Origin of the sequence: Streptomyces sp. NPDC057253, assembly GCF_042669125.1 — a bacterium.
Classification (GTDB): Bacteria; Actinomycetota; Actinomycetes; order Streptomycetales; family Streptomycetaceae; genus Streptomyces.
Genome location: NZ_JBHUXV010000095.1, coordinates 13,230 through 38,153, shown reverse-complemented (window position 1 = coordinate 38,153; position 24,924 = coordinate 13,230). Strand labels below are relative to the sequence as shown.

Sequence of the window (24,924 nt, the reverse complement as noted above, 5' to 3'; positions counted from 1 at the left end):
CTGTCCGTGGGCCCGCGGGTCTACGGGAAGGTGAGCTTCCAGCTGTTGATGTAACCGGTGTCCTGGGCCGCGTTGTCCTGGACCCGCAACTGCCAGGTCCCGTTGGCGACCTCGGAGGAGGCGTCCACCGTGTACGTGGTGTTGATGTTGTCGCTGCTGCCGCCGGTGCCGTACGCCTTCAGCGTGTACGCCGTGCCGTCGGGGGCGATCAGCTGCACCCGGAGGTCACCGATGTAGGTGTGCACGATGTCCACCGCGACCGCGAGGTTCGACGGCGCGTTGCCCGTACGCCCCGACACGGTGATAGGCGAATTGACCGCCGCCCCGTTGTCCGGAATCGATACGTCGGTGGTGGACTCGAAGGAGGTGCCGCCACCGCCGCCGCCACCGGGACGCGTGCCGACCGCCACGCCCGCCCAGGCGTTCGCCACGGCCGTGTACTCGGCGCTGGTGGTGCCGTACAGCTCACCGGCCGCCGCGAGGGTGCCGGTGCGGGCGCCCGCGTAGTTGGTGGTCGAGGTGAACTTGGTGGTCAGCGCGCGGAACCAGATCTTCTCCGCCTTGTCCCGGCCGATGCCGGTGACCGGAAGACCGTCCGAGGTCGAGGAGTTGTACGTGACCCCGTTGATGGTCTTGGTGCCGCTGCCCTCCGACAGGAGGTAGAAGAAGTGGTTCGCCGGGCCCGACGAGTAGTGGACGTCCACCGACCCGATCCCCGAGTACCAACTGTCCTTCGACGAACCGTCCTTGCTCGGCTTGTCCATGTAACGCAGCGGCGTGCCGTCGCCGTTGATGTCGATCTCCTCGCCGATGAGGTAGTCACCGACGTCGGAGGAGTTGTTGGCGTAGAACTCGACGGCCGTGCCGAAGATGTCGGAGGTCGCCTCGTTCAACCCGCCGGACTCGCCCGAGTAGTTGAGCCCCGCGGTGTTCGACGTGACGCCGTGGGTCATCTCGTGACCGGCCACGTCGATCGACGTCAGCGGGTGCGTGTTGCCCGAGCCGTCGCCGTACGTCATGCAGAAGCAGCTGTCCGACCAGAACGCGTTGACGTAGTTGTTGCCGTAGTGGACCCGGGAGTACGCCCCGACGCCGTCACCGCGGATACCCGAACGCCCCTGCACGTTCTTGTAGTAGTCCCAGGTGAGGGCGGCACCGTAGTGCGCGTCCGCGCCGGCCGTCTCCGTGTTGGAGGCGCTGCCGTTGCCCCAGATGTCGTCGGCGCCCGAGAAGAGGGTGCCGGTGCCGGAGGTGCCGCGGTTGAGGTTGTACGTCTTGTGGCTGCCGCGCGCCCCGTCGGTCAGGTTGTACGTCGACCCGGACTGGGTGGTGCCGAGGGTGACCGTGCCGCTGTACATGGTGTTGCCGGTGCCGGTCTCGATGCCCTGGTACTCGAAGAGCTTGGCGCCGGTCGCCGCGTCCGTGATCACGTGCAGCTCGTTCGGCGTGCCGTCCTCCTGGAGGCCGCCGACGACCGTCTCGTACGCCAGCGTCGGCGTGCCGTTGCCCGCCCAGATCACCTTGCGCGGGGCGCGGTCGGTGTCGGCCTTGTCGGCGCCGGCCGCCTTCGCGAGGGTCAGCGCCTGCTTCTCCGCCTTGGCGGCGGGCAGGGCCGCGGTCGTGGTGGCCGGCCTGATGGCCTTGGCGGTCGCCTTGACGACACCCTCGGTCGCGCCGGACTTCGTGGTCTCCACCACGAGGTCGCCGCCGAGGACGGGCAGGCCGTCGTAGGTGCGCTCGTAGCGGGTGTGCAGGGTGCCGTCGCCGTCCTTGACGACGTCACGGACGACCAGCTTCTCCTTGGCACCGAGGCCGAGGTCCTTGGCGGTGTCCGCCTTGGTCGCGTTCGCCTGGCGGATCAGCTCGGCGCGCTGGGCGGGGCTGAGCCTGAGGGACTCGGCGCCCGGGATCACCTTGCTCGCGGCCGACGGTGCCTTCGCCGGGGCTGCGGTGGCGGCGCCCGACTGGACGGCTGCGGCGATCAGGGCCGAGACACCGACGAGGGCCACGGCAGCGGCCTTGCGGTGCAGGGTGTGGGGGGCGTGGGGGGCGCGTCTGTGGGAGGAACTGTCTCTCAACACTGACTCCTTCTGCGCGGCCGCGGATCACGCGGCCAGGGGAGACCGGACGGTGGGTCGACCGTCCGGGCACAACAGGGAGGTACGCAGAACGGTGGTGCTGTGGGGTTGCTGTGAAGTTGCCGTGGGAAGAGTGGCAGTGGATTGCGCTGTCTGTCAGGAGCGCGTCAGAAAGTTGGCCGGAAACGGTTCGTTGTCCGGTAGTTCATGTTCGATATACGGGCGCGTGGGCCGACGGCCGGCACATGCAGGGCGGCCTGGTCCGCCCGACACCCCGATGCCGCCCGGGGTCAGCTGTCGCCCGGCCCGCCGTGCCACGACCCCCACAGCGCCGCGTACGCCCCGCCCGCCGCCACCAGCTCCTCGTGCGTGCCCAGTTCGGTCAGCAGGCCGTCCTCCATCACCGCCACCCGGTCCGCGTCGTGCGCGGTGTGCAGCCGGTGCGCGATGGCGATGACCGTGCGCCCTTCGAGTACGGCGGCCAGGGCGCGCTCGGTGTGCCGCGCGGTCGTGGGATCGAGCAGGGCGGTCGCCTCGTCGAGGATCAGTGTGTGCGGATCCGCCAGCACCACCCGGGCCAGCGCCAGTTGCTGCGCCTGCGAGCCGTCCGTGGAGCGGCCCTCCTCGCCGAGCCGGGTGTCGAGGCCCTCGGGCAGCTCCCGCACCCACCCGTCCGCCCCTACGGCCCTCAGCGCGTCCCACAACTCCTCGTCCCCGGCGCCGGGTTCGGCGATGAGGAGGTTGTCGCGGACCGTGCCCAGGAAGACGTGATGCTCCTGGGTGACCAGGACGACCTGGCGGCGCAGCTGTTCGGGCCCGAGGCCGACCACGGGCACGCCACCGACGGTCACCGACCCCGACGTGGGCGCGTCGACCCCGGCCAGCAGTCTGCTCAGCGTGGTCTTCCCGGCACCGGACGGGCCGACCACCGCGAGCCGCTCACCGGGCCGCACGGTCAGGTCGACGCCGTGCAGGACCTCACCGCCGCGGCCGTAGGAGTAGCGCACATCGGTGACGTCGATGCGGTCGTCGGCGGGGACGGGGGAGTCCTCGGCACAGGCCCGCGGCGCCCCCGCGAGCCCCTCCACCCGGGCGAACGAGGCGCCGCTGGACTGGAGTTGCTCGACCCGCACCAGGATCTGGTCCAGCGGGGACACCAGTTGCTGGAGGTAAAGGGCGGCCGCGACGACCGAGCCCAGGCTCAGCACGCCCCGCGCGTGCAGCACCGCGCCGATCAGGAGCACACCGGCCACCGGCAGGATGTACGCGATCTCGACCACGGGGAAGAACACACTGCGCAGGTAGAGGGTGTACAGCCGGGTGCGGCGGGCCGTGTCGAGAGCGTCCCGGCTCGCCCGGATCCGCCGCTGCTCCAGCCGCAGCGCCTCGACCGTGCGGGCGCCGGACGCGGTGGCCGCGAGGATCTCGGCGACGTCGGAGGTGGCCGCGCCCTCGGCCAGATAACCGTCCCTCGCCCGCCGCAGATACCAGCGCAGCACACACCAGATGGGCAGCAGACCAACCAGGCCGACGGCGCCCAGCAGGGGGTTCAGGACGAAGACGGCGGCGAGCAGGAACAGGAACTGCACGGCGTTGATGAGCAGTTCGGGTCCCGCGTCGCGCAGCGTCGTCCCCACGGTCGCCACGTCCGCGGTGCCGCGGGCGGTGAGATCACCGGTGCCGGCGCGCTCCACGACGGAGGCGGGCAGCGCGAGGGTGCGGTCCACGAACTCCTCGCGTACCCGGGCGAGGGTGCGTTCGCCGAACCGGTGGCCGACGTAGCGGGCCCAGCGGGCGAGCACGAGCTGGGCGCTCGCGCAGACGAGGAGGACGAGGGCGAGCCGGTCCACCGCGGCCACGCCTTGTCCCGCGCGCACCTCGTCGATGATCCGGCCCAGCAGCCAGGGGCCGGAGAGGCCGGTGAGGGCGGCGGCGGCGTTCAGGGCGAGGACGGTGGTGAAGGCGCGGGTGTCCTGGCGGATGAGCCGGACGGAGGCGCGCCGTACGGCTGCCTGGTCGGCGACCGGGAGGTGGGCGTCGGTCACTTCATGGCCTCCACGTCTCTTGCGACCAGGGCGCGGTATCCCGGTTCCTGCGTGAGGAGTTGCTGGTGGGTGCCGGACGCTGCGAGCTTGCCGTCGACGAGGTAGAGGACGGTGTCGGCGTGGTCGAGGACGAGGGGGGAGGTGGTGGTGACGGCTGTGGTACGGCCGTCTCTTGCCTCGCGCAGGCGTTCTGCCACGAGGGCTTCTGTGTGGGCGTCCAGGGCGGAGGTGGGTTCTACGGCAAGGAGGACTTCCGGGTTGGCGAGGAGGGCTCTGACGAGTCGGATGCGTTGGCGTTGGCCGCCGGAGAGGTTGCGGGCCTGGGCGTCGATGGGGGAGTCGAGGCCGTCTGGGAGACCCTGCGCGATGTCGTCTGCCACGGCTGCGTGCAGGGCGGCTGCGAGTTCGTTGTGGCTGGTCGCGCCCCGCGGCGGAGCCGCAGATTGATGCAGCCCCGCGCCCCTATGGGGCGCGATCACCTCGCCCAGAGTTCCTGCGAACAAGTCCGCCTCGTGGTCCGCCAGCAGGATGTGCTCCCTGACCTGGGGCAGCCTGAACTCGTCCAGCGGTACTCCGCCCCAGGTCGCCCTTGAAGGCGTATAGCGGGCCACGCGGTCCAGTACCGCCGCCGCGTCCGCCGGGTGTGCCGAGGCCAGGGCGGTGAGGCGGCCCGGGAGAATCCTCACGCCCGACTCCGGGTCGTGCAGGACCGCCGGTTCCGCCGGGGCGTCCCTCGTGCCCCTGTCCTCCAGTGGCTCCAGGCGCAGGAAGGCCACGACCCGCCTCGCCGCCACCACCCCCCGGCTCAGCTGGTATCCGCACTCCACCCAGAACGCCACCGGGCCCACCAGGACCGCGACATAGCCGTACACCGCCACCAACTCGCCCACCGTGATGTCCCCTTGGGCGGCCAGGCGGGCCGCGAGCCAGGTGACCGTGGCGAGGAACACGGTGGGCAGGCCCACGCCGAGGGCCTGGACCCAGCTGGTGACCGCGCCGACCCGGTAGCCCTGGGCGCGCAGGTGCTGGGAGTCGCGGTGGAAGGCGTCGGCGACCAGGCCCTTGCCGCCGAGGCCGTTGAGGACGCGCAGGCCGCCCGCGAGGTCGGCGATCCGGGCGGTGAGGACGCCCTGGCGGTTGCGGTACTCCGTCTCGGCGCCCTGGAGGCGGGACAGGAACGGGCCCACGAGGAGGACGATCGCCGGGATGCCGAGGAGGACCACGGTGGCGAGCACCGTGGAGACCGAGACCAGCAGGGCGGCGACCGTCAGATAGGCGACACAGGCGCCGACGCCGGGGCCGACGACGGTCAGGGCCTGCGCGATCGTCTGCACGTCGCCCACGCCGATCGTGACGACCTCCCCGGCCCCGGTCCGGCGCGAGAGCGCGGCGCCGAGGCGGACCGCCTGGCCGACGACCACCTTGACCGTGCGGAAGTTGGCGTCCATCCGCACCCGGGTCATCGTGCGGTGCCGCATGATGCTCAGCCACGAGTTGAAGGAACCGACCGCGAACAGCGCGACGCACCAGAGCACCAGCGCCGCCCAGTCGCCCGGCTCCAGACCCTCGTCGATCGCCTTCGCCATCAGGTACGGCGTCGCCGCGAGCAGCACCATCCAGGAACTGCCCAGCAGCGCCCCGGCCACGGACCGCCCCGGCTGGCAGCGGACCAGCCACCACAGGTACCGCCAGCCGCCCCGGACGTCCGGCGTGCCCGGGTCCTCGTACGCGTCGATCACTCGTCCCCCCGCATCTGGTCGCTCACGCCAGACTGTCCCGCCAGGCCCGGTGCAGGTCCGCGAACCGGCCCGTGCCAGCGACCAGTTCGGCCGGGGTGCCGTCCTCGACGATCCGGCCGTGCTCCATCACCAGGACCCGGTCGGCGATCTCCACGGTCGACAGCCGGTGCGCGATCACCACGGCCGTACGGCCCTTGAGGACCGTCGCCATCGCGCGCTGCACCGCCCGCTCGCCCGGGATGTCCAGCGAACTCGTCGCCTCGTCCAGGATCAGCACCGCCGGGTCGGCGAGCAACGCCCGTGCGAACGCCACGAGTTGGCGCTGCCCGGCCGAGATACGGCCACCGCGCTTGCGTACGTCCGTGTCGTACCCGTCGGGCAGGGCGCTGATGAAGTCGTGGGCGCCGATCGCCTTCGCGGCGCGCTCGATCTCCTCGCGGCTCGCGTCGGGCCGGCCGATCGCGATGTTCTCGGCGACCGTGCCGGAGAACAGGAACGCCTCCTGGGTCACCATGACCACCCCGCGCCGCAGTTCGGGCACGGCCAGCTCGCGCAGGTCCACGCCGTCCAGCAGGACGCGGCCCTCGGTGGGGTCGTAGAAACGGGCGAGGAGCTTGGCGAGCGTCGACTTCCCGGCGCCGGTCGAGCCGACCACCGCGACGGTCTGTCCGGCCGGGAGCGTGAGGTCGAAGCGGGGCAGCACCTCGCCGCCGGTGCGGTACGCGAAGGAGACCCCCTCGAAGACCACCTCACGGCCGGGACGGTCCGCGGACTCCAGTGCGGGCAGCTGCCGGGGGGCCGACGGCTCCGGCACGGTCGGGGTCTGGGCCAGCAGGCCCGCGATCTTCTCCAGCGAGGCCGCCGCCGACTGGTAGGAGTTCAGGAACATCCCGAGCCGGTCGATCGGGTCGTACAGCCGCCGCAGATACAGCACCGCGGCCGCCAGCACACCCAGCTCCAGCGAGCCCTGCGCCACCCGGTAGGCGCCCCACAGCACGATCCCCGCGACGGCCGTGTTGGCGACCAGCCGGGATCCGACGACATAGCGGGCCATCTCCAGCAGCGCGTCGCCGTTGACCCGCTCGTGCCGCTTGTTCAGTACGGCGAAGTCGGCGTCGTTGGCGGCCTCGCGGCGGAACGCGCGCACCGGGCGGATGCCGTTCATCGTCTCCACGAACTTCACGATCACGGCGGCGATCGCGGTCGACCGCTTCCGGTACACCCGGCCCGCGCGCCGCTGGTAGACCCGCATCAGCCCGTACAGCGGCACGAAGGACGCCACCGCGACCGCGCCGAGGCCGAGATCCAGCCAGAGCAGCAGTGCGGAGATGTAGAGGAAGGACAGGACGACGGTGACGAGCTCCTGGAGGCCCTCGTTCAGGAGCTCGCGCAGCGACTCGACGTCCGTCGTGGAGCGGGAGATGAGCCGGCCCGAGGTGTAGCGCTCGTGGAAGTCGATGCTCAGCGCCTGCGCGTGCCGGAAGATCCGGCCGCGCAGGTCGAGCAGGACGTCCTGGTTGACGCGGGCGGAGGCCAGGATGAACGCGTACTGGAGGCCGCCGGAGGCCAGCGCGCACAGCAGATAGCCGACGCCCACCGCGATCAGCGGCCCGTGGTCGTGGTCCCGGAACGCGGGTACGGCCCGGTCGATCGCGTAGGCCACGATCAGCGGGCCCGCCTGCACGGCCGCCTGCTGGAGCAGCAGCAGGAGGGTCGTGACGGTGACGCGGGCCTTCATCGGGGCGAGCAGGGAGCGCAGCAGGAGGGAGGTCGCGCGCGGGGGAGAGGGCAGCCGGTCCTCGTCGAACGCGTCGTCGGCCCGTTCCTGACCGGGCGGTCGCGGCTCTTCGTCCGTGGTGGTGGGCGCGGACGTGGTGGGGGCCGTCATCGGGCGTCCTCCCCTTCCCCGGAGTCCCCGGACCCGGACATCAGATGGGCGTACTCGGCGTTGGTGCGCAGCAGTTCGTGGTGGGTGCCGACGGCCGTGATACGGCCCTCCGACAGCAGCGCGACCCGGTCGGCGAGCTGCACGGTGGAGGGGCGGTGGGCGACGATCAGCGCGGTGGTGTCGGCCAGCACGTCCCGCAGCGCGGCCTCCACGGCGGCCTCGGTGTGCACGTCCAGCGCGGACAGCGGGTCGTCCAGGACGAGGAACCTCGGCTTGCCGACGACGGCCCGGGCGAGGGCGAGGCGCTGGCGCTGGCCGCCGGAGAGGCTGAGGCCCTGTTCGCCGACCTGGGTCCCGGTGCCCTGGGGGAGGGCGTGCACGAAGTCGGCCTGCGCCACGGAGAGGGCTCTGTCCAGTTCTCGTTCGTCCTGGCCCATCAGGACGTTGTCGGCCACGCTGGTGGAGAAGAGGGTGGGGTCCTCGAAGGCGACGGCCACGAGGGCGCGCAGCGTTTCCCTGGGCATGGCGGTGATGTCCTCGCCGTCGAGCGTGATGTGGCCGGAGGTCACCTCATGGAGGCGGGGGACGAGGGCGGTGAGGGCGGTCTTGCCGCTGCCCGTAGCGCCTACGAGGGCCATCGATTCACCGGGCCGGATGTGGAGATCGATGCGGTCGAGGACCGGTGGGGAATCCTCGGAGGCGTCGGGGAAGCGGAACGAGACCGCCGAAAAACGCATGCCGTCGTTGTCGGCTGACGGCCGGTGGGGGGTACTCGCGCCGTTCCCCGCGCCCCTGTGGGGCGCGCTTTCCTGCTCCGGTACTTCGTCCATCGCCTCGAAATAGCGTTCCGTCGCCGTTGCCGCCTCCTGGCTCATCGCCAGCAGGAAGCCGATGGACTCCACCGGCCACCTGAGCGCCAGGGCCGTGGACAGGAACGCCACCAGCGTGCCCGCCGACAGGTCGCCGTCCGCCACCTGGACGCAGCCCAGGACCAGAGCCGCTCCGATGGCCACCTCCGGGAGCGTGGTGATGACACCCCAGATCGTGGCCAGCAGCCGTGCCTTGCGCAGTTCGGTTCCCCGGAGCTTCCCCGTCAGGTCGCGAAAGGCCCGCGCCTGCGAACGGTGCCGGCCGAAGCCCTTGATGATGCGGATGCCGAGCACGCTCTCCTCGACGACCGTCGTGAGGTCGCCGACCTGGTCCTGGGCGAGGCGCGCCACATGGTGGTACCGCTTCTCGAAGATCACGCAGGTGATCACCACGGGGATCGCGGGACCGAGGATCACCAGGCCCAGGGTCCAGTCCTGGAGCAGCATGATGAGCACGCCCACGAGGATCGTCACCGCGTTGACCAGCAGGAAGGTCAGCGGGAAGGCGAGGAACATGCGCAGCAGCATGAGGTCGGTGGTGGCCCGGGACAGCAACTGGCCCGAGGCCCAGCGGTCGTGGAAGGCCACCGGGAGGCGCTGGAGGCGGCGGTACAGGCCGGCCCGCATCTCCGCCTCGACATGGGAGAGCGGCCGCGCCACCAGCCACCGCCGCAGACCGAAGAGCAGCGCCTCCGCGAGCCCGAGCAGCAGCAGGTACAGCGCCCCCAGCCACACGCCCGCCGTGTCCCCGTCGGCGACCGGGCCGTCCACGATCCACTTCAGGACGAGCGGGATCACCAGCCCCGTACAGGAGGCGAGAATCGCGACGAACGCGGCGGTGAACAGCCGCGCGCGGGCCGGCCGGACATACGGCCACAGGCGCAGCAGGGTCCTTGCGGCTGATCGGTCCTTGGTGGGTGCAAGTGTCGTGGGCATCAGCTGCGAGCCTACGGACCGGCACTGACAACGCCCACCGAGTTTTGGCCGGACCGCAATCGGCCGTTGGACCTACGACCTGCGTGTTCGAGGGGTCGTACCGCCGCATCCACCGATCGGCTGATGCCGATTCGAGCGCGACGGGCGATGTGGCACACGGCCCCCGCCCGGGACTCTGCTGCCATGTCCGTCATCGAAGTCAGCGAACTGCGCAAGACCTACGGGGGCCGGGCCGTCGTCGACGGTGTGTCCTTCGCCGTCGAGGAGGGCGAGATTTTTGGCATTCTTGGCCCGAACGGCGCCGGCAAGACCACCACCGTCGAGTGCGTCGAGGGGCTGCGGGTCCCCGACGGGGGCCGGATCCGGGTCACCGGCCTCGACCCCGTCGCCGACCACGCGCGCGTGGCCCGCGTCCTCGGCGCCCAGCTCCAGGAGAGCGAACTCCAGGCCAAGCTCACCGTCCGGGAGGCTCTGGAGCTGTACGCCTCCTTCCACGAACACCCCGCCGACTGGCGGCCCCTGGCCGAACGCCTCGGCCTCACCGGGAAGCTCACCACCCGCTTCGCCAAGCTCTCCGGCGGCCAGAAGCAGCGCCTGTTCATCGCGCTGGCGCTCGTCGGCAGGCCCCGGATCGTCGTCCTGGACGAGCTGACCACCGGCCTCGACCCGCGCGCCCGCCGCGACACCTGGGAGCTGATCGAGGACATCCGCGCGAACGGCGTCACCGTCCTCCTGGTCACCCACTTCATGGAGGAGGCGCAGCGGCTCTGCGACCGGATCGCCGTCATCGACAAGGGACGGGTCGCCGCCCTGGACACCCCGGCGGGTCTGATCCACCGCTCGGCGGGCGCCACGGTCATCAGCTTCACCCCGTCCGCCCCGCTCGACGACCACGAGTTGAACGCGCTGCCCGCGCTCGCGTCCGTCGAGCACCGGGACGGCCGCCTCACCCTCTCCGGCACCGACGAGACGGTGAACGCGGTCATCACCCTCCTCGCCCGCCGCCACATCACCGCCCACCAGCTCCGGGTCGTCGACGCCACCCTCGACGACGCCTTCCTCGACCTGACCCAGGAGGCGACGGCATGAGCACCGCCGTACTGCGCACCGAGGCCCGTCTCTTCCGCCGTGAACCGGGCGCCCTGTTCTGGATCCTGCTCTTCCCCACCCTGCTGCTGGTGATCCTCGGCTCGATCCCGTCCTTCCGGCGGCCCGACGGCGACTTCGGCGGCCTGCGCCCGGTCGACGCCTACGTCCCGGTGACCGTGCTCCTCGGCCTGATCGTCGGCGGCCTCCAGTCCATGCCGCAGACCCTGACCGGCTACCGCGAGCGCGGCATCCTGCGCCGCATGTCCGCCACCCCGGTCCGCCCGTCCGCCCTGCTGTCCGCGCAGATGGTGGTCTACGGCGGTGCCGCGCTGGCGTCGGCGCTGCTGGCGCTCGTCGTCGGCCGGGCCGCCTTCGCCGTACGCCTGCCGGGGCAGCCCGCCGGATATCTGCTCGCCCTCCTGCTGACCGTCCTCGCGGCTCTCGCGCTCGGCGCGGTGGTCTCTGCGCTCTCCCGGACCACGAAGATCGCCGGTGCCATCGGCTCGGCCGTGTTCTTCCCGGCGATGTTCTGCGCGGGCGTGTGGATGCCGGTGCAGAGCATGCCGGACGCGCTGGCGAGGGCCGTCGGCTGCACGCCCTTCGGCGCGGCGGCCGAGGCCCTCGACCAAGCGGCCGCGGGCGACTGGCCCGGCTGGGGCCACCTGGGCGTGCTGGTCGTCTGGATCCTGCTGCTGACGGGCGCCGCGGTGCGCTGGTTCCGCTGGGAGTAGGGGCGCGGCCGTGCAGACTGGAGCCATGAGGGCGACGGACACACAGCTCGACCGCCGTTGGGAGCAGCTGCACGTCTGGGGGCCGTGGGCGCTGCTCGGCATCGGTGTCGTCCTCGCGGCGGGCGCCGCCGAGCTGATGGACGGCCCCGACGAGTGGGGGGCCGCCGGGGTCCTGGTCGCCGCCGCGATCGGGCTCCAGCTCTGGTGGCACGTCACCCGCTCACGCCGGGCGGGCCGCGGCCGGATCCCGTCCCGGGCGGGGACGGTGTACTACGGCGTCCGCTGGGCGCTCGCCTTCGGGCTCACCTGGATCAACCCGTTCTTCGCCTTCTACGCGGCCTCCGGCTACATGGACGCCGACGAGCTGATCCCGGGCCTGTGGCGGCGGTTCGGGCTGTTCGCCAGCGCGGTCACCGTGGCCGCCGCGCAGGCCGGCGGGATGCCGTTCAACGGGATGCAGTGGGCCGCGTTCGGCGTGCTCCTCGCCGTCAACTTCGGCCTCCAGGCGGTGGTCGCGCACCTCTCCGAACAGGGCGAGCAGCGCTCCCACGAGCGCGCCGAGACCATCGAGGCACTCCAGCAGGCGCTCGACGAGAACGCCGCCCTTCACGCCCAACTCCTCGTCCAGGCACGGGAGGCCGGGGTCGCCGACGAGCGCCGCCGGCTCGCCGCCGAGATCCACGACACCCTCGCCCAGGGACTGACCGGGATCATCGCCCAGCTCCAGGTCGTCGCCAACACGGCCGACGAGGAGCAGGCCCGCGAGCATGTGCACCGGGCGATCGACCTCGCCCGGCACAGCCTGGGCGAGGCCCGCCGCTCGGTGCACAACCTCGCGCCCGTCGCCCTGGAGCACGACGGACTGCCCCAGGCGCTGAAGAACACGGTCGCCGACTGGGGCGAACGCACCGGCGTCCGCGCCGAGTTCACGCTCACCGGCAGCGCCGAGCAGCTGCACGACGAGGTCTCTGCGACGCTGCTCAGGATCGCCCAGGAGTCCCTCTCCAACGCCGCCCGGCACGCACGGGCCACCCGGCTCGGCGTCACCCTGAGCTTCCTGACCGACGAGGTGATCCTCGACATCCGCGACGACGGACGCGGCTTCGACCCGCTCGCCCTGCCCGCCCGCACCCGCGCCGGCGGCTTCGGCCTCGACGGCATGCGGGCCCGCGCCGAACGCATCGCCGGTTCCCTCACCGTCGAGTCCGAACCGGGCCACGGCACCGCGCTGTCGGCTCGCGTACCGTTGGTCCGCCATGACCGGTGACATCTCGCTGCTGATCGTCGACGACCATCCCGTCGTACGGGACGGTCTGCGGGGCATGTTCGCCTCCGCGCCCGGCTTCACGGTGCTCGGCGAGGCCTCCGACGGCGTCGAGGCGGTCGAGCGGGCCGCCGCCCTCGACCCCGACGTGATCCTGATGGACCTGCGGATGCCGGGCGGGGGAGGCGTGGACGCGATCCGGGAGCTGACCCGCGCCGGCGCCCGGGCGAAGGTCCTGGTGCTGACGACGTACGACACCGACTCCGACACGCTGCCGGCCATCGAGGCGGGTGCGACCGGCTACCTCCTCAAGGACGCCCCGCGTGACGAGCTGTTCACGGCGGTACGGGCGGCGGCGGAGGGCCGTACGGTCCTCTCCCCGGCCGTCGCCTCCCGCCTGGTCTCCGCGGTCCGCGCCCCCAAGTCCCCGCCGAACGAACCCCTCTCCGCCCGCGAGCGCGAGGTCCTCACCCTGGTCGCCCGGGGCACCTCCAACCGCGAGATCGCCCGCGAACTCTTCATCAGCGAGGCCACGGTGAAGACCCATCTCACCCACCTGTACGCCAAGTTGGGCGTCAACGACCGCGCGGCGGCGGTCGCGACGGCGTACCAGCGGGGGATCCTCCGCTAAGCGCTCCGCTGGAAGTGCCGGGTTGTGCCGTCGTTCGTCTGCGGCGCCGTCGTGGCTGGTCGCGCAGTTCCCCGCGCCCCTTGGCGGCGTTGCCGAACCGCAGTCGACTTCACCGGGTCGCTTGGAGTTGTCATGGCCGGCGATCACATGAGCTGTTCACGGACCTGCACCACCGCCTCAGCCGGCCACCCTGAGCAGCAGCACCGCCCGCGCCGGAACCGTGACCGACGAGCCCGCCCGGTGCACCACCCCCGGGGCCTCGTCCTGCTCCTCCCTCGACGTGTCGACGACCACCTCGTACCGCTCCGCCCACGGCGGGCCCGGCAGTTGGAAGGCCGTCGGGCGGTCGCCCGCGTGCAGGACGGCCAGGAAGCTGTCGTCGAGGATCGGCGCGCCGCGTTCGTCGCGGCCGGGGATGTCCCGCCCCGACAGATACATGCCGAGCGTGGCGGCGGGCGCGTACCAGTCGCGTTCCGTCATCTCGGTGCCGCGCGCGGTGAACCAGGCCAGGTCGCGCAGACCGTCCGCGGAATGCGCCCGCCCCGAGAAGAACGCCCGGCGCCTGAGCACCGGGTGGCGGTGCCTGAGGTCGATCAGCCGGGCCGTGAGGTCGAACAGGGCCTTCCAGCCCGGGTCCTCCAGGAGCCCCCAGTCCACCCAGCTGATCTCGTTGTCCTGGCAGTAGGCGTTGTTGTTGCCGCGCTGGGTGCGGCCCAGTTCGTCGCCCGCGACCAGCATCGGCACGCCGGTCGACAGCAGCAGGGTGGTGAGCAGGTTCCTGAGCTGCCGCCGCCGGAGCGCCCGGACCCGCTCGTCGTCCGTCTCGCCCTCGACCCCGCAGTTCCACGCCCGGTTGTCGTCGGTGCCGTCCCGGTTGCCCTCGCCGTTGGCCTCGTTGTGCTTCCTCTCGTACGACACCAGGTCGCGCAGGGTGAAACCGTCGTGCGCGGTGATGAAGTTGACCGAGGCGTACGGTCGCCGGCCGCCCCAGGCGTACAGGTCGCTGGAGCCGGAGAGGCGGTAGCCGAGATCGCGCACGTCCGGCAGCGCGCCCCGCCAGAAGTCCCGTACGGCGTTGCGGTACCGGTCGTTCCACTCCGTCCACAGCGGTGGGAAGGCGCCCACCTGGTAGCCCCCGGAGCCCACGTCCCACGGCTCCGCGATCAGCTTCACGCGCCTGAGCACCGGGTCCTGGGCGATGACCGCGAGGAACGGCGAGAGCATGTCGACGTCGTGCATCGAGCGGGCCAGCGCGGCCGCTAGGTCGAAGCGGAAGCCGTCCACGCCCATCTCCGTCACCCAGTAGCGCAGCGAGTCGGTGATCAGGCGCAGGACGTGCGGCTGGACGACGTGCAGGGTGTTGCCGCAGCCCGTGTAGTCCGCGTAGCGCCGGGCGTCCGACTGGAGACGGTAGTACCCCCGGTTGTCGATGCCCTTCAGGGACAGCGTGGGCCCCAGCTCACCCGCCTCCGCCGTGTGGTTGTAGACCACGTCGAGGATGACCTCGATCCCGGCGGCGTGCAGCGCGCGGACCATCCGCTTGAACTCGCCGACCTGCTGGCCCGTCGTACCGGAGGCGGCGTAGCCCGCGTGCGGCGCGAAGTAGCCGATGGAGTTGTAGCCCCAGTAGTTCTTCAGACCGCGCCGCAGCAGATGGTCCTCGTGCGCGAACTGGTGCACGGGCAGCAGCTCGACGGCCGTGACGCCCAGCTTCACCAGGTGCTCGATCGCGGCCGGGTGCGCCAACCCGGCGTAGGTGCCGCGCAGTTCCTCGGGGATGCCGGGGTGCAGCGCGGTGAAGCCCCGTACGTGCACCTCGTAGATGACCGAGTCCGCCCACGGCGTCTTCGGGCGGCGGTCCTCCATCCACTCGTCGTCGGTGTGCTCGTCGTGGACGACCACGCCCTTCGGGACGTACGGCGCCGAGTCGCGGTCGTCGCGCACGGTGTCCGCGACCTGCTGCTGGGGCCAGTCGCGGACATGGCCGTACACCTCGGGCGGCAGACTGAAGTCGCCGTCCACCGCGCGGGCGTACGGGTCCAGGAGCAGCTTCGCCGGGTTCCAGCGGCCGCCGGTCCACGGGTCCCAGCGGCCGTGCACCCGGAAGCCGTAGCGCTGGCCGGGCATCACACCGGGGACGAAGCCGTGCCAGATCTCGTGCGTGAGCTCGCTGAGCCGGGCCCGGGTCTCCTTGCCGTCCGCGTCGAACAGACACAGCTCGACCGCCTCGGCGCCGCCCGCCCAGAGCGCGAAGTTGGTCCCCGCGACCCCGTCCGGGCCGACCCGGAACCTGGCCCCCAGCGGGGTCGGCGCACCGGGCCACACCGGTACGGGTGGTGCTCCCCGCCGCACGCCGTTCACCAGCGCGGCGGGGTGCTCCTCGGCGGCTTCGGTCACCGCCTCCTGCTCGGCTGCGCTGGACACCGGTCCTCCCACGGCTCGTGGGACGAGGTGGAAAAGGGCACACGGCATCCCGACCGTGGCACCCCCTCACGTCGTCCTCCCCACTGTTCTGCCCAGCGGTCGGCTCGCCCTCACGGGTTCGCTCCGCCGGGTTGGGCGGGGCGCCTTCGGAAGTGCCGGGTCAGGCTGTCGGGCGGCTGCGGGTCGGTGGGGGCCGGTCGCGCAGTTCCTCGCGCCCCCAAAAAAGCGGCAGGCCCCCGTCGCCGTAGATCCAAAGGTCACGTTTCCCCCCGGTGGGCCTCGTCGTTTAGCTGCTCGTGAGACATGGAGATGGGCGCGCTCGGCGCCTCGCGGCCGTGATGGTCGCCGTAGTGACATGGGCAGGACTGGTGGTCGGGGCCGCCGGGTGCACGCCGGGCGGGGGTGGGGGGATCGGCGGGGTCGGGGGGTTCGGGAAGCCGCCCGCGCCCGAGGACGTGATCAGGGTCGCCCCCGACGACGGCACCAAGGGCGTGCCGCCCGAGGAGAAACTGCGGGTCCGGGTGCCCAGCGGGCGCCTGGAGTCGGTGAGCGTCGTCAAGTCCCAGGACGCGCAGGACATCCCGGTCCCCGGGCACATCTCCGACGACGGCATGCGCTGGGAACCCGACGAGGAACAGCTCGCGCTCGCCGCCGAGTACACCGTCCACGCGGTCGCCCTCGACGCCCACGGCCGCCGCTCGGCCCGGCACACCACCTTCACCACGTACGTCCCCGACAAACGCTTCATCGGGTACGTCAGTCCCGAGAACCGCTCCACCGTCGGCACCGGGATGATCGTCTCCCTGGAGTTCAACCGGGAGATCCAGGACCGCGCCGCCGTCACCCGCGCCGTGCACGTCACCTCGCAGCCGCCCGTCGAGATCCGCCCGCACTGGTTCGGCAGGGGCCGCCTCGACTTCCGCCCCGAGCACTACTGGCAGCCCGGCACGCGCGTGACGGTCGCGCTGCGGCTGCGGGACGTGGAGGGGGCGCCCGGGGTCTACGGCCTCCAGTACAAGACCGTCTCCTTCACCGTCGGCCGCAGCCAGGTCTCCCTGGTGGACGCGGCCCGGCACACCATGGAGGTCCGGCGGGACGGTGAACTCCTCGCCACCGTGCCGATCACCGCGGGCGCCCCGAAGACGACCACGTACAACGGCAAGATGGTCGTCACCGAGATGCTCGAAGTGACCCGCATGAACAGCCGCACGGTCGGCTTCGGCGGCGAGTACGACATCCCGGACGTGCCGCACGCCCTGCGCCTGACCGACTCCGGCACCTTCCTGCACGGCAACTACTGGGCGCCGGACGCCCCCGGCAGGATCAATGTCAGCCATGGCTGCGTGGGCCTCAGGGATGTGAAGGGCGGCAGCTCGGAGACGCCCGCGGGGTGGTTCTTCGACCGCAGTCTCGTCGGTGACGTGGTCGAGGTCGTCCACAGCGATGACAAAAAGGTCGCTCCCGACAATGGACTCGGGGGATGGAATATGAGTTGGAAGCAGTGGAAGGCGGGCAGTGACTGAATGGTGACCTTGTACTCACAAGATTCTGAAATTTATGCGGTTAATATGCGCCGACACGCGGTGATCGCGGGGGTGATGCGGGCCTGACCAGGCCCGGCGAGGGGAGAGCGACTTGAACGTGCGACCGATATCGGGGGCGTCGGTTGACGCGCGGGGGCGCGGGGCCAGGGGGCTGCTGGCGCTGATACTCGGCGTCCTGCTGCTGGCCGTGACCGCGTGCGGTGGCGGGGGATCCGGTTCCGGCTCCGGCTCCGGGGACGCCAAGAGCGAGAAGGGTGACTCGGCCGCCGCCGAGACCAAGCAGTCCGAGGCGGTCGTCTCCATCACCCCGAAGGACGGCGCGAAGGCCGTCGACACCAGCGGCGCCCTCAAGGTCGGCGCCGCCAAGGGCAAGTTGACCGAGGTCCGGGTCAAGGACGACAAGGGCGCCGAGATAGCCGGGGAGATAGCCGCCGACGGCGCCTCCTGGACGCCGTCCACCCATCTCGCCGCCGGCACCAGGTACCTGGTGCACGCGATCGCGAAGGACTCCAAGGGCCGTACGGCGGCCGAGGACTCCAGCTTCACCACTCTGACTCCGAAGAACACCTTCATCGGTACCTTCACGCCCGAGGACGGCTCGACCGTCGGCGTCGGAATGCCGTTCTCCATCCGCTTCACGCGGGGCATCACCAGCCCTGAGGATGTCGAGAAGGCCATCACGATCAAGACCACGCCGGCCGTCGACGTGGAGGGCCACTGGTTCGGCAACGACCGTCTGGACTTCCGCCCCGAGAAGTACTGGAAGGAAGGCACCAAGGTCACCGTCGACCTCAACCTCGACGGCGTCGAGGGCCGCAAGGGCGTCTACGGCAAGCAGGACAAGACCGTCTCCTTCACCATCGGCCGCAACCAGGTCTCGATCGTGGACGCCAAGAAGCTCACGATGAAGGTCACGCAGGACGGCAGGACCGTCAAGACCCTCAAGGTCACCACCGGCAAGCCCGGTTACGACACCTGGAACGGCCAGATGGTCATCAGCGAGAAGCTCGCGGTGACCCGGATGAACGGCGAAACGGTCGGCTACGGCGGCGAGTACGACATCAAGGACGTCCCGCACGCCTCCCGCCTGACCGACTCCGGCACCTTCCTGCACGGCAACTACTGGGGCGGCGACGCCTTCGGCAACTACAACGCCAGCCACGGCTGCGTGGGCCTGCGCGACGTCAAGGGCGGCTACGACAGCGGGGTGCCGGCGGCCTGGTTCTTCAACCACTCCCTGATCGGCGACGTGGTGATCGTGAAGAACTCCAACGACGCGACCGTCGCCCCGGACAACGGCCTCAACGGCTGGAACATGTCCTGGGAGAAGTGGAAGGCGTAGCTCCTACGACGATCAGCGGCCCCGGTGTGAGCTACGGCACCGGGGCCGTTGCCGTTAGCGGCGGTTAACCTGAGCCTCATGACCGTGAATCTCGAAGTCGCCGAAGGGGTCGGGACCATCCGTCTCGACCGGCCGCCCATGAACGCGCTGGACGTGGCCACCCAGGACCGGCTCAAGGAGCTCGCCGAGGAGGCGACCCGGCGTGCGGACGTGCGCGCGGTGGTCGTGTACGGCGGGGAGAAGGTGTTCGCGGCGGGCGCGGACATCAAGGAGATGCAGAACATGGACCACACCGCGATGGTCCTGCGCGCCCGCGACCTCCAGGACTCCTTCACGGCCGTGGCCCGTATCCCCAAGCCGGTCGTCGCCGCGATCACCGGCTACGCGCTCGGCGGCGGCTGCGAACTCGCCCTGTGCGCCGACTTCCGGATCGCCGCGGACAACGCCAAGCTGGGCCAGCCGGAGATCCTGCTCGGCCTGATCCCCGGCGCGGGCGGCACCCAGCGCCTGGCCCGGCTGGTCGGCCCGTCGAAGGCGAAGGACCTGATCTTCACGGGCCGTATGGTCAAGGCGGACGAGGCGCTGACCCTGGGCCTGGTGGACCGGGTCGTCCCCGCCGGCGAGGTGTACGCCGAGGCCCACGCCTGGGCGGCGAAGCTCGCGCAGGGGCCGGCGATCGCGCTGCGCGCCGCCAAGGAGTCGATCGACACGGGGCTCGAGACCGACATCGAGACGGGCCTCGCGGTGGAACGGAACTGGTTCGCCGGTCTGTTCGCCACCGAGGACCGCGAGCGGGGCATGAAGAGCTTCGTCGAGGAGGGCCCCGGCAAGGCGAAATTCTCCTGAACCCCTTGCAGTTGACGCGATGTCTGATTCGGGTCCCTCGTTGGGGCGGTTTATGGGAGCCTTAAGGCAACCTTAAGTCTGCCTTGCCGAGGGAGTTCGTCGATTGCCTCCTGGTGAGCCTCCACCCCAGGTCACCAGGGCTGTTGACGGCGCCGATGTGCCTGCGGCATATGCCGATCGACGTGCCCGGAGCGACGCGTTCCGGGGGGCGGATTCGTCAGGAACGGCCCCGGAGGGCGCTGTGGGCGGCCATGATGGGGTCATGGCGGGGCTGGAGGACTTCGAACAGCCGCGGGGAGACAGCCGTGTGACGGCGGCGCGCTGGTCTCCGGCGGTCGAGGACGAGCACGCACTGAAGGCGCTCGAACTGTTCGGAAACCCCACCGAAGCGGAGGTTCCGCTGCCGTCCCGGCCGGAGTCCGCGGCCGCCGCGCGGCGCTTGACCCAGGTGATCGTGCTGCGGCACTGGGGGCTGACCCCCAAGATGACGGAGGACGCGGTCTTACTCGTGTCCGAGCTCGTCGGCAACGCCGTACGGCACACGGGGGCACGGGTGTTCGGCCTGCGGATGCGGCGCCGGCGCGGATGGATCCGGATAGAGGTACGGGACCCCTCCCGGGGGCTGCCCTGTCTGATGCCGGTGCAGGAGATGGACGTCAGCGGACGGGGGCTGTTCCTCGTCGACAAGCTGTCCGACCGGTGGGGGGTCGATCTGCTGCCCCGCGGCAAGACGACCTGGTTCGAGATGCGGGTGGCCGACCGGTAGCCGGTGGGTCGATCAGCAGCAATCCGGGGCAGAACCTCTTAAATGGGGCGGGTGACCGCTACCGATCGTCGGGCCGTGCTGCTCGCCACCGCTGGACTGACGTTGGCCGCGGGGTGTGCGACCAGGAGTGCCGTCACCCGCCCCGCCCACTCCGCCGGCAGCGCCCCGCCCCTGCCCGCCCAGCTCACCCACGGCCCCCGCGACCGTCCCCGTGTCGCCCTCACCTTCCACGGGGCCGGTGATCCCGCCACCGCCCGCGCGCTGCTCGGCGAGGCCGAGCGGCGCGGTGCCCGGGTCACCGTGCTCGCCGTCGGCAGCTGGCTCGACACGCACCCCGACCTCGCGCGACGGATCCTCGACGGCGGGCACGACCTGGGCAACCACACCCTGAGCCACCTCGACATCAACGCCATGTCCGAGGCCGAGGCGCGTCAGGAGATCACCGGCTGCGCCGAGCGGATCCGGCGGCTCACCGGGGCCGTCGGGAGCTGGTTCCGGCCCTCCCGCACCCCCACCGCCTCACCCCTCGTCGTCCGGCTGGCCCAGGAGGCCGGCTACCCCCACGTCCTGTCCTACGACGTCGACTCCCTCGACTTCACCTCGCCCGGCGCCGCCGCCGTCGCCCGCAAGGTACTCGCCGAGATCCGCGAAGGGTCCGTGGTGAGCCTGCACTTCGGGTACGCCGACACGGTCGCCGCGCTCCCCGTCGTACTGGAAGAACTCGACCGGCGCGGCCTGGCCGCGGTGACCACCACGGAGTTGTTCAGCTGATGACCCGTACCCGTACCCACGCCCAGCGCGCCCTGATCGCCTGTGCCGCCCTCGCCGTCCTCGCCGCCTGCGGCACCGAGACCAAGGACGGGGCGAAGGAGGCCCTCGGCACCAAGGCGGCCGCCCCCGCCCCGGTGAAGCCGGTGAAACCCGTACGGAAGCCGGTCCATGGGCTGCCCGGGATGCCGCCCGTGCTCGACCCGAAGGACGTGTACGCCGCCGACCGCCCGAACCGGCTCTCACCGGTGGTCAAGGACTTCCCGTCGCGCATCTACGTGCCGAACACCGAGTCCGACACCGTCTCCGTCATCGACCCGAGGACGTACGAGATCATCGACACGATCCACGTCGGACGACAGCCCCAACACGTCGTGCCGTCCTGGGACATGAAGACACTCTGGGTCAACAACAACCGCGGCCACACCCTCACCCCGATCGACCCGAGCACCGGGAAGGCGGGCAAGCCGGTCGAGGTGCACGACCCCTACAACCTGTATTTCACGCCCAACGGCAAGTACGCCATCGTGATGGCCTCCCTCGACCGGGAGTTGGTCTTCCGCGACCCGCACACCATGGAGCGCAGGAAGACGGTCCCGGTCAGCTGCTACGGCGTCAACCACGCCGACTTCTCCCTGGACGGCCGGTACTTCATCGTCTCCTGCGAGTTCAGCGGGGAGCTGCTCAAGGTCGACACCGAGAAGATGAAGGTGATCGGTCAGCAGAAGCTGCCCTTCGACGGGGCCATGCCGCAGGACGTCAAGGTCTCGCCCGACGGGAAGCGGTTCTACGTCGCCGACATGATGGCCGACGGGATGTGGGTCCTGGACGGCGACACCTTCGGCAAGCCGACCCTGCTGCCCACCGGCAAGGGCACCCACGGTCTCTACGTCAGCCGCGACTCCCGCGAGATGTACGTCTCCAACCGCGGCGAAGGGACCGTCTCCGTCTTCGACTTCGCCGAGAACCGGGTCACCAGGAAGTGGCACCTGCCTCACGGCGGCAGCCCCGACATGGGCGGGGTCTCCGCCGACGGCAAGGTCCTGTGGCTGTCCGGCCGCTACAACTCCGAGGTCTACGCCATCGACACCCGCACCGGCGAACAGCTCGCCCGCGTCAAGGTCGGCAGCGGCCCGCACGGCCTCGCGGTGTACCCCCAGCCGGGCCGCTACTCGCTCGGCCACACCGGGATCTTCCGCTGAACCGGTCCGGCCCGCCCGCGCGTCAGCTGGGCGCGAGGAGCACCGCCTCCGCGCCCACCGGGCGGTAACCCGCCGCCTGGAAGGCGCGCAGGCTGCGGGCGTTGCCCGGGGAGACCTGGGCCCACAGGGGCTCCGCGACCAGGTGGCGGGCCGCGGTCACCAGGGCGCGGCCCAGGCCCCGTTGCCGTACGGCCTCGTCGACCTCGACCGAGACCTCCAGGCGGCCGCCCACGCCGCGTCCCGTCACCAGCACCCCGCCGTCGGTCGTCCAGGCCCGGATGTCGTCGCGGCGCCTGCGGGCGTAGGTGATGCGGGGATGGTGCGCGTCCTCGATCTCCTTCAGCGCGAGGGGTGGTTCGCCCGGCAGCGGGTCGGCCACCAGCATCGCGTCGATGGTCTCCGACCTGCGCCCGGTCCGGTCCAACAGGGCGGTCAGGAAACGCGGGTTCATGGTCGCGGCGAGCGGGTCGCAGTCCAGTGCGCGCAGGGTGGTGTGGACCCACTCGGGGTCCTCGTCGGTGAAGACGACCGAGTGGGCCGTGAAGGACAGGACGCCCGCGTCCCGGTGGCAGGCCTGCGGCACGACGGTGGTGCCGCCGTCGGCGGGCGGGAAGACACCGCGGGCCGCCGCGTCGAGAATGTCCCGCAAGGTCTCCAACACAACGCTCCTCACATCCGCACCCGGTCGAGGGCCACCCTCGCAGACATGATCGGGGACGGCACCCGGGTTTCCCCGGGTGGTCGCCGTACGGCGGTGCGGGGCAGGCCGCTAATCTGACCTGCGGCAGCAAGCCAGCAGGACACGACAAAGGCAAGAAAAGGGGCGGACCGGTGGCGCACATCGACATCGAGGAAGCACGCAAGCAGTTCGAGCGCATCGATGCGGACGGTGACGGCTCCGTCACCGCCGCCGAGTTCAAGACCGCCCTGGCCCAGGGCGGCGACTGGAACGTGACCGAGTCGGTCGCCGAGGCCATCATCAAGAGCCGCGACCTGAACGGCGACAAGCTCCTGTCGTTCGACGAGTTCTGGGCCTTCCTGAACAAGTAGGCGCAGAGCAAAGGGGGCGCCGCGCCGGGCTTTCGGTGAACGTCCCCTCAGACGATGTCCAGCGGCTCGTGCGGGCCGGTCGGGAGCTCGATCTCCACGGTGTCACCGGCCCGCACCACGCCACCCGTCACGACGACGCTCATGATCCCGGAGCGGAACCGCGGGCGGCCGTCCTCGTCGCGGTCCACGACCTGCTTCATCAGCCCCTTCTGGAACCCGTCGATCTGCGCGCACGGATTGCGCAGCCCGGTCACCTCGACGACCGCGGTCGCCCCGAGCCGCAGCCGCGTGCCCCGGGGCAGCGCCAGCAGATCGATCCCCCGGGTGGTGACGTTCTCGCCGAGCTCCCCGGCCGCCACCTCGAACCCGGCCCGCCGTACCTCCTCGAACAGCTCCTCGTGCATCAGGTGCACCTGCCGGAGGTTCGGCTGCGAGGGGTCCTTCTTCATCCGGAACCGGTGCTTCACCGTCGCCCCGCCGTGCACGTCCCCCTCCACGCCGAACCCTTCGAGCAAGGTGATGCTCTCCCGGTTCGGCTTGCTGAAGGAGTACGTGCCGTTGCTGCTGACCGCGCTGATCGTCCCACCCATGGGGCAAGCCTAGGAGAGGACGGCCGGTCAGGCGTCCGCGGCCCACTCGCGCAGCGCCGCCTTGCTCGCGAAGTCGGCGACGTTCTTGTCCACGGGGTCGTCGGTGTACTGGTGGAAGCGCCACTTCGCCTGGATGCGGGGCTTGCCCGCGGTGACGTAGTCGGCGATCCAGAGGCCGTCGCCGGCGTAGGACGTGGTGTCCACGTTCAGCCAGTAGTGCCGGTTGCAGTACAGGACCACCCGGTTGTTCGGCCGGAGCTGTCGCACCTTGCGGATGAAGGCGTCCTTCTCCGCGTTGGTCGCGTGGGTGCCCTCGCCGGTCGTCTCCCAGTCCACGGCGAGGATGTCGCCCGCCTTCTCGGGAGCGTGCTTGACGAAGTACTCGGCCTGGGCGGTGAGGTTGCCGGGCCACAGGAAGTGGTAGAAGCCGACGACCAGGCCGGCGTCGCGCGCGTGCTTGGTCTGGGCCGCCAGTTTCGGGTTGACGTACGAACGGCCCTCCGTCGCCTTGATGAAGACGAAGGAGAGACCGTCCGTGGCGTAGGACGAGGACTGGTAGGCGCTGACGTCGATTCCGCGGAGCATGTGGGGGCTCCCTGAAGTGTCGGTGGGGGGACCGGAGTTGATGATGCCCCCGATGCGCCGAAAGACACCTGGGGGCCGGGGGCCACTACTGGGGCACGGCGTAACCGGGTACGGACGGCCACCGCACGGTCAGGACCACCGACTCCTCCTCCGCGTACCAGGAGTGGTCGACCCCGTGTCCCCACACCACGTAGTCGCCCTGCTCGGCCAGGACCACGTCCCGCCCGGGCAGTTCCACCCGGAAGCGGCCGCTGATCAGGACCAGGAGCGCGGTGCGCGCCTCGCCCCGCACCCACTCCTCGCGCCGGTCGCCGCGGGGGTGGACGCCCCACTTGATCTCCACGGCCTCGCTGTGCCGTGGATCGCCGGCCTCCTTGAAGTGGCCGAGCAGCCAGCCCCGGTCCAGCGGGGCGTCCTTGCCGGCGTTGCCCACGTACACGCTGTCGTTCATGGCGGGGGATGCTAGCAACTTCCGTTTTATGCGGAACCGCCGCCCGAGTTGCCTTCGGGTGACGGCAATGTTGCGCAAACCCTTGA

At 71.1% G+C, this 24,924-nt stretch carries 21 protein-coding genes; 11 read left to right on the top strand and 10 right to left on the bottom strand.

The features are described 5' to 3' along the window. Positions 1-20: 20 nt before the first annotated feature. The 5 genes from ACFULQ_RS36295 to ACFULQ_RS36275 all read right to left on the bottom strand — a co-directional run bounded on the left by ACFULQ_RS36295 (position 21) and on the right by ACFULQ_RS36275 (position 9,555). On the bottom strand, positions 21-2,078 hold the full coding sequence (locus tag ACFULQ_RS36295; RefSeq protein ID WP_383552282.1) for a M4 family metallopeptidase: 2,058 nt from the start codon (positions 2,076-2,078) through the stop codon (positions 21-23). Positions 2,079-2,368: 290 nt separating this feature from the next. Next, positions 2,369-4,123 (bottom strand): ABC transporter ATP-binding protein, encoded by a 1,755-nt coding sequence (locus ACFULQ_RS36290; RefSeq protein WP_383552279.1) that lies wholly within the window; start codon positions 4,121-4,123, stop codon positions 2,369-2,371. Beyond that, on the bottom strand, positions 4,120-5,862 hold the full coding sequence (locus ACFULQ_RS36285) for an ABC transporter transmembrane domain-containing protein (protein ID WP_383552276.1): 1,743 nt from the start codon (positions 5,860-5,862) through the stop codon (positions 4,120-4,122). Before ACFULQ_RS36285 ends, ACFULQ_RS36290 begins: the two co-directional genes overlap by 4 nt. Before the next feature lie 22 nt (positions 5,863-5,884). Beyond that, entirely contained in the window at positions 5,885-7,750 is a 1,866-nt protein-coding gene (locus ACFULQ_RS36280; RefSeq protein WP_383552273.1) for an ABC transporter ATP-binding protein, read from the bottom strand. After that, positions 7,747-9,555, bottom strand: coding sequence for an ABC transporter ATP-binding protein (locus ACFULQ_RS36275; protein WP_383552271.1), 1,809 nt, complete (start codon positions 9,553-9,555; stop codon positions 7,747-7,749). The genes ACFULQ_RS36280 and ACFULQ_RS36275 overlap by 4 nt, the downstream gene beginning before the upstream one ends. 183 nt (positions 9,556-9,738) lie before the next feature. Between ACFULQ_RS36275 and ACFULQ_RS36270 the strand changes: the two genes are divergently transcribed. The 4 genes from ACFULQ_RS36270 to ACFULQ_RS36255 are packed head-to-tail and all read left to right on the top strand — an operon-like array spanning position 9,739 to position 13,270. Further along, complete coding sequence (locus ACFULQ_RS36270) at positions 9,739-10,644, top strand: ABC transporter ATP-binding protein (RefSeq protein ID WP_383552269.1); 906 nt, start codon at positions 9,739-9,741, stop codon at positions 10,642-10,644. Continuing rightward, the gene (locus ACFULQ_RS36265) at positions 10,641-11,375 is read left to right on the top strand and encodes an ABC transporter permease (RefSeq protein WP_383552266.1); all 735 of its coding nucleotides are present in this window, start codon (positions 10,641-10,643) and stop codon (positions 11,373-11,375) included. The genes ACFULQ_RS36270 and ACFULQ_RS36265 overlap by 4 nt, the downstream gene beginning before the upstream one ends. Before the next feature lie 25 nt (positions 11,376-11,400). Continuing rightward, positions 11,401-12,642 carry a sensor histidine kinase gene (locus ACFULQ_RS36260; RefSeq protein WP_383552263.1) on the top strand — a complete coding sequence of 414 codons (1,242 nt, stop codon included), beginning with the start codon at positions 11,401-11,403 and terminating at the stop codon, positions 12,640-12,642. Then, entirely contained in the window at positions 12,632-13,270 is a 639-nt protein-coding gene (locus tag ACFULQ_RS36255; protein ID WP_383552260.1) for a response regulator, read from the top strand. Before ACFULQ_RS36260 ends, ACFULQ_RS36255 begins: the two co-directional genes overlap by 11 nt. 177 nt (positions 13,271-13,447) lie before the next feature. Here the strand turns inward: ACFULQ_RS36255 and glgX are convergent, their stop codons facing one another. Further along, positions 13,448-15,694, bottom strand: a complete 2,247-nt coding sequence (gene glgX / locus ACFULQ_RS36250) for a glycogen debranching protein GlgX (RefSeq protein ID WP_383552257.1) — start codon at positions 15,692-15,694, stop codon at positions 13,448-13,450. Between the two features lie 338 nt (positions 15,695-16,032). On the opposite strand from glgX, the gene ACFULQ_RS36245 reads away from it, so the two are divergent. The 6 genes from ACFULQ_RS36245 (at position 16,033) to ACFULQ_RS36220 (ending at position 22,162) form a co-directional block, all read left to right on the top strand. Next, positions 16,033-17,217 (top strand): Ig-like domain-containing protein, encoded by a 1,185-nt coding sequence (locus ACFULQ_RS36245; protein ID WP_383552288.1) that lies wholly within the window; start codon positions 16,033-16,035, stop codon positions 17,215-17,217. A gap of 112 nt (positions 17,218-17,329) precedes the next feature. Next, entirely contained in the window at positions 17,330-18,580 is a 1,251-nt protein-coding gene (locus ACFULQ_RS36240; protein WP_383552254.1) for an Ig-like domain-containing protein, read from the top strand. 78 nt (positions 18,581-18,658) lie between these two features. Continuing rightward, positions 18,659-19,426 carry an enoyl-CoA hydratase/isomerase family protein gene (locus tag ACFULQ_RS36235; RefSeq protein WP_383552251.1) on the top strand — a complete coding sequence of 256 codons (768 nt, stop codon included), beginning with the start codon at positions 18,659-18,661 and terminating at the stop codon, positions 19,424-19,426. 262 nt (positions 19,427-19,688) lie between these two features. Continuing rightward, on the top strand, positions 19,689-20,192 hold the full coding sequence (locus ACFULQ_RS36230; RefSeq protein ID WP_383552249.1) for an ATP-binding protein: 504 nt from the start codon (positions 19,689-19,691) through the stop codon (positions 20,190-20,192). 42 nt (positions 20,193-20,234) lie between these two features. Next, positions 20,235-20,963: a polysaccharide deacetylase family protein gene (locus ACFULQ_RS36225; RefSeq protein WP_383552247.1), complete on the top strand. Its 729-nt coding sequence runs from the start codon at positions 20,235-20,237 to the stop codon at positions 20,961-20,963. After that, positions 20,963-22,162, top strand: a complete 1,200-nt coding sequence (locus ACFULQ_RS36220; RefSeq protein ID WP_383552245.1) for a YncE family protein — start codon at positions 20,963-20,965, stop codon at positions 22,160-22,162. The genes ACFULQ_RS36225 and ACFULQ_RS36220 overlap by 1 nt, the downstream gene beginning before the upstream one ends. 22 nt (positions 22,163-22,184) lie before the next feature. On the opposite strand, the gene ACFULQ_RS36215 is transcribed toward ACFULQ_RS36220, so the two are convergent. Beyond that, the gene (locus ACFULQ_RS36215; protein ID WP_383552242.1) at positions 22,185-22,820 is read right to left on the bottom strand and encodes a GNAT family N-acetyltransferase; all 636 of its coding nucleotides are present in this window, start codon (positions 22,818-22,820) and stop codon (positions 22,185-22,187) included. A gap of 173 nt (positions 22,821-22,993) precedes the next feature. On the opposite strand from ACFULQ_RS36215, the gene ACFULQ_RS36210 reads away from it, so the two are divergent. Beyond that, entirely contained in the window at positions 22,994-23,212 is a 219-nt protein-coding gene (locus ACFULQ_RS36210; protein WP_383552239.1) for an EF-hand domain-containing protein, read from the top strand. A 47-nt stretch (positions 23,213-23,259) separates the two neighbouring features. Here ACFULQ_RS36210 and ACFULQ_RS36205 read toward each other — a convergent pair whose 3' ends face one another. From ACFULQ_RS36205 to ACFULQ_RS36195, 3 genes are all read right to left on the bottom strand, one after another. Beyond that, on the bottom strand, positions 23,260-23,802 hold the full coding sequence (locus ACFULQ_RS36205; RefSeq protein WP_383552237.1) for an MOSC domain-containing protein: 543 nt from the start codon (positions 23,800-23,802) through the stop codon (positions 23,260-23,262). Positions 23,803-23,829: 27 nt separating this feature from the next. Continuing rightward, positions 23,830-24,387 (bottom strand): glycoside hydrolase family 25 protein, encoded by a 558-nt coding sequence (locus ACFULQ_RS36200; protein WP_383552234.1) that lies wholly within the window; start codon positions 24,385-24,387, stop codon positions 23,830-23,832. Between the two features lie 85 nt (positions 24,388-24,472). After that, complete coding sequence (locus ACFULQ_RS36195) at positions 24,473-24,838, bottom strand: signal peptidase I (RefSeq protein ID WP_383552232.1); 366 nt, start codon at positions 24,836-24,838, stop codon at positions 24,473-24,475. Positions 24,839-24,924: the final 86 nt, after the last annotated feature.